This window comes from Mucilaginibacter daejeonensis, from assembly GCF_020783335.1.
Taxonomy (GTDB): domain Bacteria; phylum Bacteroidota; class Bacteroidia; order Sphingobacteriales; family Sphingobacteriaceae; genus Mucilaginibacter; species Mucilaginibacter daejeonensis.
In genome coordinates this window covers 1,696,205-1,711,335 of the sequence record NZ_CP086068.1, presented here as the reverse complement: position 1 = coordinate 1,711,335, position 15,131 = coordinate 1,696,205, and the positions used below count along the sequence as shown (strand labels likewise).

The following is a 15,131-nucleotide window of genomic DNA, read 5'->3' as shown; positions in this document are numbered from 1 at the left end:
CAGCTTAAAAAAGTGATGACAAGAAAGAGACGCATGAGTGCGAACGCGTTTGGCTTATAATACCGCAATATAGTATTAGTTAAGCAAACCCACACAAACGCAAGTGCGTAGGATGTGATGTAACGAAGCTGATGCCACCCAAACACTACCAAAAAGGGGCCTGATGTCAGATCCCTTTTTAATTATGGTCGATCGAACGACCTATTTATCATCGCTCATACTGGCCAGTGCCCAACCGATCAGTACTGGTTGGAAGAAGAGCCTAACAAAGCGCTTTCTATCTGTATCAAGGCCCAAAGCACTGCGATGATGCTCATATTGCGCAACGTTGCCCGGGAATACCGCTGCGAAAAAACCAGCAGCGATCTTGCCCACGGTAGAGCGATACTTTTTTGGCGTGAACAAAATGGCGCTTCCCAATGCTATCTCTGCATAGCCGGAATATACTACGGTGTTGTCCTTTTCAAGCGGCACCCAATTGGGTACCTGTGCCTGAAAACCTTTACGGGCAAAGGTCAAATGACCTACTCCTGCTACGATCAAATTGGCACCGAGCAATATGCGTGCGCCTGTCTTTAATGTCTGTTTATCCATGGTCGTTTAGCTAATACGAATGATAATATACCTTCAGCATGTATGTGCACGTTGAAGGTTTCAAATACCATGCCCTTGTACAACATATTTAAATAAGTACGCGCTCAACTGAGCTACTTCCTGTCATTACGCACCGTCTTCTTCAGTGTTACGATGACCGACTTTGATGCTGGCTGATCACTCTCGTCGGCAGTTTGATCGATCGGTACCAGTACGTTGGTCTCTGGGAAGTAGGTAGCCACACAACCTTCTGCAATATCATGATCCACTACAATGAACTGGCGTGCCACCCGTTCCACACCGTTATGATGATTGTAAATATCCACTACATCATCTTTACGCAGGCCTTGCTGTTCCATGTTCTTGAGGTTCATGAATATAACCCGTCGCTCGTTGCCCACGCCTCTATACCGGTCTTTTAATCCATATATGGTAGTATTGAACTGGTCGTGGCTTCGGATGGTCATCATGATCAGCTCTCCGGCATTCATCGTACGTTTTTCGAACGGTGTCACGATCAGATATGCCTTGCCTGCCTCCGTATCGAACTTACGTTCACGCGGACCATTCGGCAGATAGAAGCCTCCCTTCACCCTGACCCGCTGGTTATAGTTCTCAAAACCCTTGACCACTTTCTCGATATCATCCCTTATAGTATCATAATTCTTTTCAAATGCATCCCAATTCACTACGCTTGAAGGGCCGAAGGTGGCCTTAGCCAAGCGGCAAATGATCTGCACCTCGCTCAGCAAATGTTCTGAAACAGGCTCTAACACCCCTTTAGAAGATTGAACTACGCCGGTCGTGCCTTCAGTGGAAACAAAATGCTCCATACCGTCATGAATATCCTTATCAGAACGGCTCAGGCACGGCAGAATTAGCGCCTCTTTGCCGTGCACTAAATGGCTCCGATTAAGTTTGGTGCTCACATGCACGGTCAGGTCGCACTGCCTTAGTGCCTTGGCCGAGTAAGTGGTATCAGGCGTTGCCGACAAGAAGTTGCCACCCATGGCAAAAAAGATCTTGGCCTTACCCTCGTGCATGGCCTTGATGGCTTTCACCACATCATAACCCTCTTCACGGGGCGGATCAAATCCGTATATACTTTGCAGCTTATCCAGCATGGCCTTTTCAGGCTTTTCCCAAATACCCATGGTGCGGTCGCCCTGTACGTTGCTGTGCCCACGTACGGGGCAAGATCCGGCACCCGGCTTACCGATACTGCCCTTAAGGAGCAGGATATTCATGATATCATAAATGGTATTCACCGCATTTTTATGCTGTGTAACGCCCATGGCCCAGCAAAAAATGATCTTGCTCTTGTTCTTAACCATCTCTACAAGCTCGTGCATCTCGGCTTGGGTGATGCCGGTGTAAGCCAACAGATCATCGGCATCGTAACCCGCTACAGCGGCCATCAACTCGTCATAGCCGGTGGTGTAGTTGCTAATGAAATCATGATCGAACACCGTACCCGGAGCATTTTGCTCCTCGTCCCATAGCTTCTTTAGCAAAGCTTTGAGCAATGCCTGATCAGTATTGATCTTGGGTTTCAGGTATAGGTCAGATACCTTGGTATTGAGATGCAACGCACTTTTGACATTCTGTGGATCAGAGAAACCGATCAGGCCGGTCTCGCGCATGGGATTGATGGCGATGATCTTGGCACCGTTCTCGCGCCCTTTACGTAAGGCCGACAGCATTCGCGGTGCGTTGGTACCGGGGTTTTGACCGATGATGATGATCACTTCGGCCTGATAAAGGTCATCTAACTTAATGGAGGCCTTGCCCAATCCACACTGTTTTTTGAGCGCCACACTGGTAGATTCGTGACACATGTTGGAGCAATCGGGCAGGTTGTTGGTACCGTATTGCCTCACGAACAATTGGTATACGAACGCCGCCTCATTACTGGTACGGCCTGACGTGTAAAATATGGCTTGGTTAGGATCAGCAGCACGGTTGAGGTGACCAGCTATCGTTTTAAAAGCATCGTCCCAACTAATGGGCTGATAATGCGTAGCACCTTCGGGTAAGTACATGGGCTGTGCGATGCGGCCTTTCTTACCTATCTCGTAATCGTCCAGTAATGAAAGATCATAAACTGAGTTCCCCGCAAAAAAATCGGCCTTCAAGCTTTTGGTGGTGATCTCCTCGGCCACCGCCTTGGCACCGCTCTCGCAATACTCGGCTATGGCCGACCGATCATCGTCAGGATCGGGCCAGGCGCACGACGGGCAATCGAAGCCCCCTTTTTGATTGAGGTTCAGCAACGCCTTACCGGCCCTGATCATTCCCCCTTCCTTTAGTGCATGTTTAAATGATTCATACACTGCCTCGAAACCGGCAGCTATATCTTCCGGTTCCGAACGTTTAAGTTCTGATAGCTCTGCCGGGTCCTCTGCTTTGGGCGATCGAGACTCGTTATCCTGTTTCATATCAGCAAGTTAAATGAGGGTTCTCAAAATAGTCGGACTGGTCTTCGGTCATGTCGCCGTCGATACACTTAAAGTCTTTCTCGAGCAGCAGATATAACGACCCGCCGTCGGGCAGCGGCATATGATGGTCCATCCCTACCTGTTCGGTAGTGGCCCACTCCTGAAGCGCCGGAGCAGGTATCAATAAAGTGATCTTATTTTGCGTCAGGTCAGCTTGAAGCTGTGGCGCGTCGGCTTTTTCAATAGCGTAGGTCATCGTGTTGCTGATGAACTGCGTATGTTCTTCGAGGTGTCCATCTGCCTGCAAGGCATCCACCTCTGATCTTGTTAACCGGTAGCGTACGGTGTTTCCTTTAATACGAATTTTCATGAACTGATAGTAATATCCGGTGGGGCAATGTATATATGTTAAAGCGCTGATCACGTAAAAAACCGATCAGCGTGATATTGAATTCCTCGGCTAATTGTACCGCCAGGCTTGAAGGGGCACCTATAGCTGCAACGATACGGATATCGGCCATCGCCGCTTTCTGTATCAACTCGAAACTTGCACGCCCGCTCAGCAGCAGTATGTGATCATTGAGCGGAAGCTGGCCCATTTGCAAGGAAGCGCCTATGAGCTTATCCAAAGCATTATGGCGGCCCACATCCTCGCGCAACAACGTCAGATCGCCTGACGTGTTGAACAGTGCGCAGGCATGCAAGCCTCCCGTATCGTCAAAAATGGCTTGCTGTTCACGAAGTGCACGCGGAAGACCGTAGAGTTGATCAGTGCTGATCGTCAACTCATCGGGCGAGCGTTCGGTGGAACTTACGGTACGGATGGCGTTGATCGAACCTTTGCCGCACACGCCACAGCTGGATGTAGTATAAAAGTTTCGGTCGGTGTTTTGAAGATGCGGAACAACGCCGTCTTTAAGTATTACCTGGATGATATTCTCTTTATTCTCGGCACAGGTAAAAGCAGTTTGACCTACGGCTGATATCTGATCGATACTGTTAATGATCCCCTCAGTATACAAAAAGCCGGTGGCCAGATCAGCGTCACGGCCGGGCGTACGCATAGTGACCGAAATGCTTTTAACTTTGCTTATGCCAGCCTCCTGGTAAGCCAACCTGATCTCTAATGGTTCTTCAATGGCAAGCACATCCTCATGTTCCTGGCTATTGCCATGAATGACCTTTGTAAGTCCGATGCTTTGAGTAGCTTTTTGCACGAATAGAACGGTCAGGCGGTGATATGAAGCAGAACGCTTGGAAGGTGACATAGGTTTGCTTATGATGAAATTGTTCTTACAGTATTCAGATCTGATCGGAATAATATGCCGTAACAGTTCAAAAACACATCTCATCTTTCATTAATGGGGCATAAACTTTAATTTTAGGCGTTCATGGAAAAGGTAGGTATCGTAATAGTAGATGATCAAAATATATTCAGGCAGATCCTTGGGTTGGCGATCGCCAATGTGGAAGGCCTGTACGTGGTCAACAGCTATGCCAACGGGCAAAACTTCCTGAACGATCTTGCCAACGGTACCGCCCGTCCGGATATTGCCATATTAGACATCGACATGCCCGGCATAGATGGCGTAAAGTTGAACGCAGCGATACAACGCGACCATCCTGACGTACGCACGATCATGCTCTCACAGCACCGGGAACCTCAACTGATCGCCAGCTTGATACGTGCAGGTGCCGCCGCTTACCTTGATAAAGATTGCACACAGGAAGAGCTGATCACTGCCATACAGAGCGTACACACCACCGGTTATTATATGAACGCGTATGTGTTCGGCACCCTGCAAAAAAAATTCAGCAACAGTAACCGGTCAAACCCGGTGCTGAACAATTTGACCGAGCGGGAAGTTGAAGTATTGAGGTTGCTTTGCCTGGAAAAGACCAATGCCGAGATCGCCGAAGAATTGTTCGTGAGCACCAAGACCATCGATTTTCACCGGGCCAATCTTTTGCTCAAGACCGAAAGCAAGAACCTGGCCGGCCTGGTACTCTATGCGATCAAGAATGATATCGTTCAGGTGTGACCATTATTCATGACGAGATGAAGAAAAATTAATGTGCATTTCATGTCCGCTTCAGTTGGACTCAGGAACTTTGAGTCAATAATTAAAGAAATAAAACTGTAGAGATATGAAAAATGCATCAAAGATCCTAACGCTGACCGCCGTAGTTGTGCTCTCAGCCCTTGAAGTGAACGCCCAGCAAAACCTTCCTGCTCCTCCCCCGCAACGACCCATGGAAGGTCCGGGCCCAAGCGCAGGTAAAGACCGGCCATTTCCACCGTCACAGGCTTTAAAAGCATTGACCAGCATCAGTGGCAAAGTAGTAGAATATAACGCCAACGACCGGTACGAATATGACGGCTTGACCCTGAGAAGCAGCGAAAAGAACATTGCCGTTAAGTTTCCGCCGCACTTGGCCGCGCAGCTTATGAAAGCCGCTGCCAAAGGCGCCGAGGTAAGCATCAATGGTGTATACGATGATACACCAGATGGTCCAGCATTCCGGTTATACAGCGTGAAAGCAGGCAGCACTACCATTACCGATACCCCGCCAGCCGTAGAACAAACCCTACCGGTAGAAAAGACCGCCAACTTTTCGGGCAGTATATCAGAACTGAACCACGATCAACGTGGCATGATCAACGGTATCGTGCTTAATTCAAAAACCTTTATCGCTTTGCCTCCTCCAGCCATTGAGCAACTGGGAACGAGCTTGAAGGTGGGCACTCAACTGTCAGGTACTGGCGTACAAAGGCCGCCCCGCCCAGGCGTGGTGCTTGCCAAGAATATCGAGGTGACCGATGCGAGAACTCTGTCGATCGCTGGGCAGACCTATCTGGTAAGATGATATATAGCATCTTTAAAATAAAACGCAATGGCCACCTATGCGGGTGGCCATTGTTATACTTCAAACATCTGTGATCACTTTACGTTCTGCGTTACAAGCATTACATAGCTGATCAGTGCTTAGCATTTAATAACCCACCCATGGCCGACCGACCAACCAGACCGTTCTCGACCGTAACGATCGTTTTGATCGTGTGTATCATTGTGCTGTTATCGGTGATCGGCGTGCTGGTTTACCAGATCGGCCGGTCGGGTCCGCCGCCACCGCCGCCCGTGGATGGCCTGCCACCGAGACCGCTGGAGCGACCGGGCCGGGAGCTCAAAGAGATTGAGGGGCTTGTAAAGGATTACATTCACAATGAACATCTGGATATCAATGGCATCCGTTTGGAAAAGGCCGGAGAAGGCTTGCTCACCTACGAGTTTCACCCTCATGCGGCCCGTGCAGTGCTATCTGTCGCTCAGCCTGGTAAGGACGTACTGATCACCTATGATACCCGACCGAAAGACGAGGCGATAGGCAACGAACTGCATGCGGTAAAGGATGTGAGGACCGGAAAGTCAGCGAACATTGATCAGTCACCGCCCCCTCCGCGTGTGCCGCAAGAAGAGCGACCTTTAGCGTTCACTCTGGATCGGCCGACGGTACTTACCGATAGCTACGGCGGCGTGGTGGCGTTAAGGTCGGGCGGTAAACTTTTCCATTTCAGGCCCGAGCAGGTGGAAGATATACAGGCACTGATCAAAAAGGGCCTAAACATTAAACTTCTCGCGGTGCAACGCAATGATGACCAAGGCTTTGTGAACGCGCAGCATGACCAGGTATATGTTGTGGTCAGCATCACCATTGACGATAGAACATTTAGGATACGATGAAGATACTGTTGATAGAGGACGAACCTAAGCTGAGCAAATACATTTGCGCAGGCCTCACGCAGAACGGCCACGTTTGTGATCACGTTACTGATGGTTCCGCCGGTTTGCAGACCTTGATGGTGAACGACTACGACCTGCTCCTACTCGACCTGATGCTACCCGGCATGAATGGTTTCGACGTACTAAAGAATCTGCAAAGCTTTGGAAAGCAAGTGCCAGTGATCATTTTAAGTGCCCTCGGCGACACCGACAATGTGATCAAAGGGCTTGACCTCGGCGCGATCGACTATCTCAGGAAACCATTTGAGTTAGACGAACTGCTGGCACGGGTACGCACCGTGCAACGCCGCAACACCAACCAACAAACCGCTAAGTTACGTTATGAGGACCTGGAGATGGACCTTTACTCGAGAGAGGTAACACGCACCAATAAGGCTGTGAACCTAAGCAACCGCGAATTCGCCTTACTCGAATTCTTGATGAACAATGCCGAACGGGTTGTCACTAAGACCCAGATCCTCGAAAAAGTTTGGGATATGAACTTTGACCCGGGTAGCAACGTGATCGAGGTACACCTTTACCAACTCCGCAAAAAGATCGATAAGGATAGCGAGCACCCGCTTATTCATACTGTGATCGGCAGGGGTTATACGTTAAAAGCGCAAGCGCGTTGATATGGCATCAGGCACAAGATATGGCATACGCTTAAAGATCACCATGGCTTTTGCCTTAGTGTTCACGCTATTAAGTATACTGCTGAACCTATATAGCTACCGTAAGATACGCGAACTGATAATTGCCGACCACAACCGCTACCTATTGTCTCGCGCCAATGCACTGCTCGACAAAACAGAGGTGAGCCCGGTCATCATCCCCTTGCCTGACCAGAACACATCAATAAAGGTGTTCGCGCGCAACTTTAATGGCACCAAGACCCAGCTATTCACTTCCCCGGGCACCATAGGCAAGATCCCCCTGCCCCGCCGCACCGGCGTGAGCGATACCTTGGGGCTCAGGATAGCTTATGTGAGTAATGCAAGTGATGAAAATCCTGCTGAGTTGATGCTGGCCGTTAGCTCAAGCGCCCTTCAAGCCACCTTGCAGTATCTTTTGCTGCTTCTATTGTTATGTACGCTGGTGAGCGTGCTCATATCAGGCTTGATATCGTTCTGGCTGGCACGGTTCTTTTTAAAGCCTTTACAACAGATCATCAACAAGACCAAAAGCATCACCGCAGGACATTTGCAAGAGCGTGTTCCGGTAAAACAAAGCCAGGATGAGCTGCAGGTACTGGCCGAGACCATCAACGAGATGCTGCAACGGATAGACCTGTCCCTTCAACAACAACAGAACTTTTTCGCTTCAGCCTCACACGAATTGAAAACGCCCTTAGCCATTATGCGGGCCGAATTAGAAGTGACTTTAAAGAGATCAGATACCGACGAGATGTTGGCCTCACTTTTGAGCAGCCAGCTAACCGAGATCGGCCGCTTGCAAAAGATCGTGGAGGATTTCTTACTGATCGGCCAGATCAAAGCCGGACGCCTACAGCTTCATTGTGAGTGCTTTGATCTGTCTGAATCATGCATGAAGATCGCCCATCAGCTTAAGCCGCTCTGCACTGACAGGGGGCTGAGCATTAGCATTAAACTGGATGAGGAAATGCCTGAATTGACCCTAATGGCCGACAAGGAAAAGATACGTATCGTGCTCACCAATATATTGATCAACGCTATCAAATACAGTGTTGCTAACACGGTGATCGAGGTCAAGTTGACCTTTGACACTGATCAGGATCAAGTGCTGATCAGTACACAGAATGCGATCAGACAGCCTACGCTGGATACCACCGAACTTACCACCGCTTTTTACCGCAATAACATACTGGATAACGGCACAGGTGTGGGCCTATGGCTTTGTCGCGAGATCATTGAGGCGCATCGGGGCAAGCTCGAACTTGCTGCGCAGGACCATCTTTTCAAAGTTTTGATACGGCTGCCGCATCAAGCTTAAACAGAACAAATGCCTTTATAATGAGCTCAAACAGGCTTTTTATAGCTTGTATACACCTACTGATGCTTACAACCAACCGTTGTCATGTCGGATTTCGTACCTTTGCAGCAAATACTTTGATACCCCTATGTCAGTTGAATTACCTGCCTGCCCACTTTGCGCATCGGCCTATACTTATGAAATGAACGATCTTTTGGTTTGCCCTGAGTGCGGCCACGAGTGGAAATTGCCAGAGGAGGCCGCCGCCGAAGAAGGCTTTATTGTAAAGGACAGCAACGGTAATATCCTGCAAAATGGCGACAGCGTGGTGGTGATCAAGAACTTACCGGTAAAAGGATCACCGCATGGTATAAAGTCGGGAACCAAGGTCAGGAACATCAGATTAGTGGATAGTGACCACAATATCGACTGTAAGATCGATGGTTTTGGGGCCATGGCGTTAAAGTCTGAATTTGTTAAGAAAGCATAGCTTTTTGTCTGGATTTCTTGTTTTTTCTTGAATTTTCTGATTCGGTAACGAACGTCGAGTCATTACTTATTTTTAGAGTGGATGGATACAAAAAATGGCAACGCTTTTTAGACGTTGCCATTTTTATTTAGACTTTTAGATCGGCCTTTGCGTCCGGGTCTTTCGGTTTAAAAAGAGTCTTCGTCGGCCACGGCATCTTGCCAGGTCTGCCACTTGGCTACCGAGGCATCGTAGCCACTATAACCAAAATTCTGGCTTAAGCGGTTTCCGCCGTTAGCATCGATCTCGTTTTGCGGGATAGGCCAGTTGAGGTTGTACGGAGCGATGGTGTACGAGCGGTTCCGCACGGTCACTTTGCCTTTGTTATAAAAATCGTTGTAATGCTGTATGCGCTGGTACCAGTAGCTGTTCTGCGCCAGGTTGTCCACGCTGTAGGTGTTGCCCCACTCGTCCGACTTGCCGCTCAGGGCCAGGCTGTATGATACGCGGCTCAGCTCTGTAAAGCGCCACTCCTCCATGTGCAGTTCACGGGCACGCTCGCTCATGATGTCGCCAATATTCACGGTAGTGTACAGGCGGCTGCACTGCGCACGGCGGCGGATGATGTTCACGTCCTCGGTAGCACCGGCTATATTGCCTTTGTAAAATTTAGCTTCAGCACGTAGCAGGTAGGTCTCGGCCAAACGGTAAAGGTACCAGTCGCCGGCTCCGCCACGGTGATCGGCACTGTTGATGTTCTGGGTGGCTACCGGGTCCTCGATGTAGTACTTGTAATGTGGGTAATCGAACCAGTTGCGGATGGTATCCTTACACAAAAGCGTACCATTGGTGGCACGCAGGCGCAGGTTCTGTCCAAAGTTGGCACTGCTGGGCTCGTTGTATTTCAGCGATTCCATGGTGACCCAGTTGCCTGATGCCGAGCTGTGGCGCAGGTCGGTCTGATCGTTGATGCTGTTCAGGTTCCACACACCTTTTTGAGCGTAGTAAGTAGGGCGGATGATACCAATACCCCTGCCCAGTGCGCGGTTGTAATCATACTGCGCACGGTAGTTAGCGTTGGATGGTGCATAGTAACGCACGGCCTGTTTACCATCGGGCGTGGTAGTGGCGGCGTTGTCAAGCATGGGGCCCCAGTTACGGATGGCATTCATGTTGATACCCATATCGGTATTGTTGCGATTGATCATCACCAGTATGGCCTCCTTGTTGGCACTGATGGCTTTGTTCTCGGGTCGGTGCAGGTCCCAGATCACGTTGCGGGTCACTGGCCATACGTTGGAGTACGGGCTAATGAAGGTACCAAAATTATTTGTCATAAGCGAGTAGCCAGAGTTGTTGATCAGCGTATCGGCCTGTGCTATGGCCTTGTCCCACTGGCCGGTAGCCAGGTAGCATTTGAGCAATAACTGGCGGCAGGCACCTTTGTTGATCAGGCCGGTGAGGCTCATTTGCGATTGTTCGGGCACCCAACGTACCGCCTTTTCCATATCGGCCGTGATGAATTGCAGTATCGCTTCACGCTTGGTTGACTTGTAATTCACCTTGGGCGACCTTAGTAACTTAGTGATCAGCGGCACATCCTTGAATTGGAAGCACAATGCCATGTACCTGAACGCACGGTGGAACATTGCCCTGCCTCGGTATTCGTTCTTGGTGGCTTCCGACAGGCCTTCTACCCTATCCACATAGGTGATGATGGTATTGGCGTATTTGATGCCATTATACGTTTCGCCCCAAAAGAACGGCAGGCGCTCAGGCATATCGGTGGGCGTTAAGCGAGTGGCAATGTCAGCAAATATATTACCGTCATCGGTCTTACCGGCAACGGCCACATCGGTGAACATGTACTCGGTACTCATTGGCCGGCCCAGATCCACATAAGAGGTATAGGTCCAGTATGAACGCAGGTGACGATCGCTGATGGCCATGGCGGCGTCCAAACCACTTTGGGTGGTAAAGGTGGCATCGGGTTCAAAAAATGACAATGGCTCGGGTTGCAAAAAGCTTTTTTTACAGCCCAGCATGGTAGCTACACCTGATAGGATCAGGGCAGCCTTCAGTACTTTATTCTTTATGGGGTAATGATGTTTTTTCATTTTGGTGTTGATCTTTAAAAGCCTACATTCAATCCAAAGGTGAATATCCTTGGGGCTATGGAGCCGGTCTCTATATCCCAGTAATCCCAGTTCTTGTCCTTTTTCCAAACCGCTACGTTACGTACCGAGGTAAATACCCTCAGCTTCTCGATGTTCACCCGGGCTAATAGTTTGGAAGGAATGGTGTAACCGAGCGTTACGTTCTCAAGGCGAACGAACGAGCGATCGATCAGCATGTTAGGCGAGTTCACCCCTGCCGGACCTTTCGAATCTAATCGGGCAAAGCTGTTCGATGGGTTCTCGGGCGTCCAGTACTGCCTTACAAAAGAGTTCCACAGGTAGGTCACCTCTGATCCGCCGTTGGTTTGGTTCAAATAGGCACCATTAGTGCTCTTGTGCCCCCAGTACGAATACATGTTGAACGAGAAGTTGAAGTTCTTGAAAGTAAAGTCGTTGCGGAGCGACATCATGATCGGCGGACTGCTTTGACCCAAGAACTCCTTATCGTTGTTGTTGTAAACCGGCGTAACCGAACCATCTGCGTTCACCTTGTCATCGGCTGTGTAGTTGTTGGCAACCTTGGGGTCGCCTGGGCGTTGACCATACTTTTTGGCCTCATCTACCTCGTTGGCCTGCCAAATGCCGGTCACGCGGTAGTTCCATATCGAGTTGATAGGCTGGCCAATGAACCAACCGTTCGATATATCGTCGCGCTCTTTCAGGCCGATCAGGTTACCGTTGGCATCCAGCACATCATCATAAATGCCGTACAGCTTTTTGATCGTGTTCTTATATTTTGAGAAACCAAAGGTGGTGCTCCAGGTAAAGTTGTTGTTGTAGATGTTGCGCGAGTTGATGCTCAACTCAAAGCCACGGTTCTCAACCCTGCCCAGGTTGGTGGTAATGTTACTCACACCTGCAAAGTCAGGCAACGACCGGTTCATGATCATATCTACCGTTGGGGTGATATAATAATCGAACGTTCCGGTGATACGCTCATTAAAGAAACCGAAATCGATACCAGCATTGAACGCCTCTGTTTTTTCCCAGCTTAATTGCGGGTTGGCCAGGCGGTCCATGAGCAGGTAGCGGTACTGGATCAGGTTTCCGCTGGCATCTATATAACCCATGGTGGCACCGGCACCTGCGCCTAAGTTGGCCAGGGCGATGTACGGGTTATTAAGCGAACGGTTACCGTTCTGTCCCCATGACACCCTTAGCTTACCACTGCTCATCGGTTTAAAATGGAAATACTTTTCGTTAGTGAACGTCCATGCAAAGGCAGCCGAAAAGAAAGTAGCCCTTGGGTTTGACGACCCGAACGCAGAGTAACCATCACGACGTACAGATGTGGTGAGCATGTACCGGTTATCATAAGCGTAGAACAAACGGGCCAGCATACCATCGGCGGTCTCTTTCACGTCGTCGGTATCATAGCTACTCTTGTTCTTGTCGCCGTAGTAGGTCTCGTGGTAGCCCAGTACATCGCTCGGGAGTATGTTACGGGCCTCTATGCGGTCCATCCAGCGCTGTCTTTGCTCGGCCTCCTGCACCAGGGTAACGGCAACGCGGTGCTTGCGGGCAAATTCGTGCTCCCAGTTAATGGTGTTGTTGAACGACCAATCGAAGCGTTCGCTGGCCTCACGGTTCACTAAACCGTTGGTGCCTTTCCAGTTAGGATGACTGGCCGACTCCCAGTAACGATCATGAAAGAACTGGAAACGCGGCGCACCGTTGAATGAGTAGGTGATGTTGAACGGCAATTTTAAACGCGCCGTAAGGATGGTGTTGAACACCGTGTAGCCTTTATCCAGATCGCGGTAGCCACGGTCAAAATCATAATTGTAACCACGGTTAGGCACAAAGGTATCGCCCATTGGGTTAACGGCAAGGTTGCCATTCGCATCACGGTAACTGGCAAATGGCGAGTTAGAGCGGATCTGCTTGTCCCAGTCCACCGCCAGGTCACCATCGGTACGGCGTTGAAAGTTCACGTTGGCACCAATATCAAGCCTGTCGGTTATCTTGCCTTCTACCTTTAAGTTTGAACGCACGGCCGAGTAGTTATTGCCTACCACCACGCCCTGGTTAGAAAGGTAACCGAGCGACATGTAATAGTTGATCCTATCGCTGGCTCCTGATACGCTCAGGTTATGATCATTGTTGAACCCGGTACGGAAGCTATGCTTATACCAATCGAAAGTATTACCGTTCAGGTAATTGTTCAAGGTCACGCCATCCAGCAGCAGGCGCCTGGCCCATATCTCCTTATCAGATGCGCCAGAAGTATTGGTGGTGTAACCTCTCCACTGTGCCAATGAAACGCCGTATTTAGACAGGTCATCAGGCTTGGCGTAGTAACCGGGCTGCGTTTGCGAGGCCGATTGATACGCCTCGTAGGCGCCCGTAGTTGGGTTAACACCGTAGGTACCAGCGGTGTACCAGTCCTGACGGTATTGCAGGTATTCGTCGGGCCCGAAAACGTTGCGGTTGGCACCCATGGTCACTAAACCTAAGTTGGAGGTCAGGTTGATCTTGGGCTTGCCCTTCTTGCCTTTTTTAGTGGTGATGATGAGCACGCCATTGGCCGATTTAGCACCGTAAACGGCCGATGCCGAAGCATCTTTCAACACGTCGATCTGGTCGATGTCATCAGGGTTGATCTCTGATAGTTCACCGTAAAAAATGGTGCCGTCCAGGATCAGCAGCGGGTCATTATGGCCGCCGGCGGTGTATACCGAGCGCTGACCACGGATCTGGATGGTACCGCCGCCCTTGGCCGAGGGGTCGAGCCCTACGGTAACGCCAGGCGTACCACGAAGTATATCTTGCGTGGTGTTAGGGTTCGAGTCGGCGATCTTGTCGGGCTTGATCTGGGCAATAGCGCCGGTCAGATCACGCTTTTTGGACACACCGTAACCGATCACCACAATGTCGTCAAGAGCCTTACTGCCCTGGGCAAGCTTAACATCGAGTTGTTCTTTGTCGCCGACCTCAATGGTTTGCGCCTCGTAGCCGGTGTAAGATACCGTAAGCACCGCATTGGCACCCAATTGAAGTTTGAATGCGCCCTTCACATCGGTACTGGTGCCCGAGGTGGTGTTCTTTACCCGTACGGTAACGCCTACCAGGGGCTCACCGGTGGTGGCATCGGTCACTACCCCCTTTACCTGCCGGGTTTGAGCCAGCGACAGCAGCGGCAAGAGCAGCGCACATAAAAATACCGACCAGCGTTTAACCAACGCCGTTCGGTCAAATTCAGTGATCAAGTAAAATTGCATCATGTTTCATTAAGTGGTTTTTGTTGTTGTTGATAATTGATATATATAGTAACTGGCACCTCTTGGTGGAGGGAACAGGTTCTTGAGTGTTGCGGCATAACCAGCCAGAATGCGACCAGCGGATCGTATCGAACTGATGCTGATATAGCGTCTATCGGCTCCTTTAATAGGTCAATATTCTGCAAAGCCTTGCGGCGATGTCGGCAATGAGAAGCCTATAGCGGCACTTTTGTACTACTGTAGCTTTTTTAAGACCGAGGATTGAGAACTCAGGTTCTGCAAATGAGACATGGCGGGAGCTGGTCCGGCTCATGCATCCTAATTGGTTATGCGGTTCAAAATAACCGAATAGCGCTCGAACATTCTGTTCAACTTTTTGTCGATATATCTCATATTAGGCAGCCCGGCCAAACATCACAGCGCGATACGGGTATGCTTCAACGGAAAGGGCCCCGACCTGCAATGCGCCCACCAACCAACATCGAACCGAACAAATG

General features: G+C 49.9%; 12 protein-coding genes. 6 read left to right on the top strand and 6 right to left on the bottom strand.

Going from position 1 to position 15,131, the window contains the following annotated elements; translation table 11 throughout:
- Nucleotides 1–201: 201 nt before the first annotated feature.
- The 4 genes from LLH06_RS07420 to fdhD form a co-directional block, all read right to left on the bottom strand.
- Complete coding sequence (locus LLH06_RS07420; protein WP_228172636.1) at nucleotides 202–594, bottom strand: DoxX family protein; 393 nt, start codon at nucleotides 592–594, stop codon at nucleotides 202–204.
- Nucleotides 595–707: 113 nt separating this feature from the next.
- Nucleotides 708–3,032 carry an FdhF/YdeP family oxidoreductase gene (locus tag LLH06_RS07415; protein ID WP_228172635.1) on the bottom strand — a complete coding sequence of 775 codons (2,325 nt, stop codon included), beginning with the start codon at nucleotides 3,030–3,032 and terminating at the stop codon, nucleotides 708–710.
- A 1-nt stretch (nucleotide 3,033) separates the two neighbouring features.
- On the bottom strand, nucleotides 3,034–3,402 hold the full coding sequence (locus tag LLH06_RS07410; RefSeq protein ID WP_228172634.1) for a DUF7009 family protein: 369 nt from the start codon (nucleotides 3,400–3,402) through the stop codon (nucleotides 3,034–3,036).
- Nucleotides 3,386–4,300 (bottom strand): formate dehydrogenase accessory sulfurtransferase FdhD, encoded by a 915-nt coding sequence (gene fdhD / locus LLH06_RS07405; RefSeq protein WP_228172633.1) that lies wholly within the window; start codon nucleotides 4,298–4,300, stop codon nucleotides 3,386–3,388. Before fdhD ends, LLH06_RS07410 begins: the two co-directional genes overlap by 17 nt.
- Before the next feature lie 123 nt (nucleotides 4,301–4,423).
- On the opposite strand from fdhD, the gene LLH06_RS07400 reads away from it, so the two are divergent.
- The 6 genes from LLH06_RS07400 (at nucleotide 4,424) to LLH06_RS07375 (ending at nucleotide 9,257) form a co-directional block, all read left to right on the top strand.
- Nucleotides 4,424–5,074 carry a response regulator transcription factor gene (locus LLH06_RS07400; RefSeq protein WP_228172632.1) on the top strand — a complete coding sequence of 217 codons (651 nt, stop codon included), beginning with the start codon at nucleotides 4,424–4,426 and terminating at the stop codon, nucleotides 5,072–5,074.
- 106 nt (nucleotides 5,075–5,180) lie between these two features.
- Entirely contained in the window at nucleotides 5,181–5,900 is a 720-nt protein-coding gene (locus LLH06_RS07395) for a hypothetical protein (RefSeq protein ID WP_228172631.1), read from the top strand.
- A 140-nt stretch (nucleotides 5,901–6,040) separates the two neighbouring features.
- A complete protein-coding gene (locus LLH06_RS07390) occupies nucleotides 6,041–6,775 on the top strand; it encodes a hypothetical protein (RefSeq protein ID WP_228172630.1) in 735 nt (244 codons plus the stop codon).
- Nucleotides 6,772–7,449 (top strand): response regulator, encoded by a 678-nt coding sequence (locus tag LLH06_RS07385; RefSeq protein ID WP_228172629.1) that lies wholly within the window; start codon nucleotides 6,772–6,774, stop codon nucleotides 7,447–7,449. The genes LLH06_RS07390 and LLH06_RS07385 overlap by 4 nt, the downstream gene beginning before the upstream one ends.
- Nucleotide 7,450: 1 nt before the next feature.
- On the top strand, nucleotides 7,451–8,788 hold the full coding sequence (locus LLH06_RS07380; protein WP_228172628.1) for a HAMP domain-containing sensor histidine kinase: 1,338 nt from the start codon (nucleotides 7,451–7,453) through the stop codon (nucleotides 8,786–8,788).
- A 127-nt stretch (nucleotides 8,789–8,915) separates the two neighbouring features.
- Nucleotides 8,916–9,257 carry a zinc ribbon domain-containing protein YjdM gene (locus LLH06_RS07375; protein WP_228172627.1) on the top strand — a complete coding sequence of 114 codons (342 nt, stop codon included), beginning with the start codon at nucleotides 8,916–8,918 and terminating at the stop codon, nucleotides 9,255–9,257.
- A 167-nt stretch (nucleotides 9,258–9,424) separates the two neighbouring features.
- On the opposite strand, the gene LLH06_RS07370 is transcribed toward LLH06_RS07375, so the two are convergent.
- Nucleotides 9,425–11,353: a RagB/SusD family nutrient uptake outer membrane protein gene (locus tag LLH06_RS07370; protein ID WP_228172626.1), complete on the bottom strand. Its 1,929-nt coding sequence runs from the start codon at nucleotides 11,351–11,353 to the stop codon at nucleotides 9,425–9,427.
- Between the two features lie 14 nt (nucleotides 11,354–11,367).
- A complete protein-coding gene (locus LLH06_RS07365) occupies nucleotides 11,368–14,637 on the bottom strand; it encodes a SusC/RagA family TonB-linked outer membrane protein (RefSeq protein ID WP_228172625.1) in 3,270 nt (1,089 codons plus the stop codon).
- Nucleotides 14,638–15,131 lie beyond the last annotated feature (494 nt).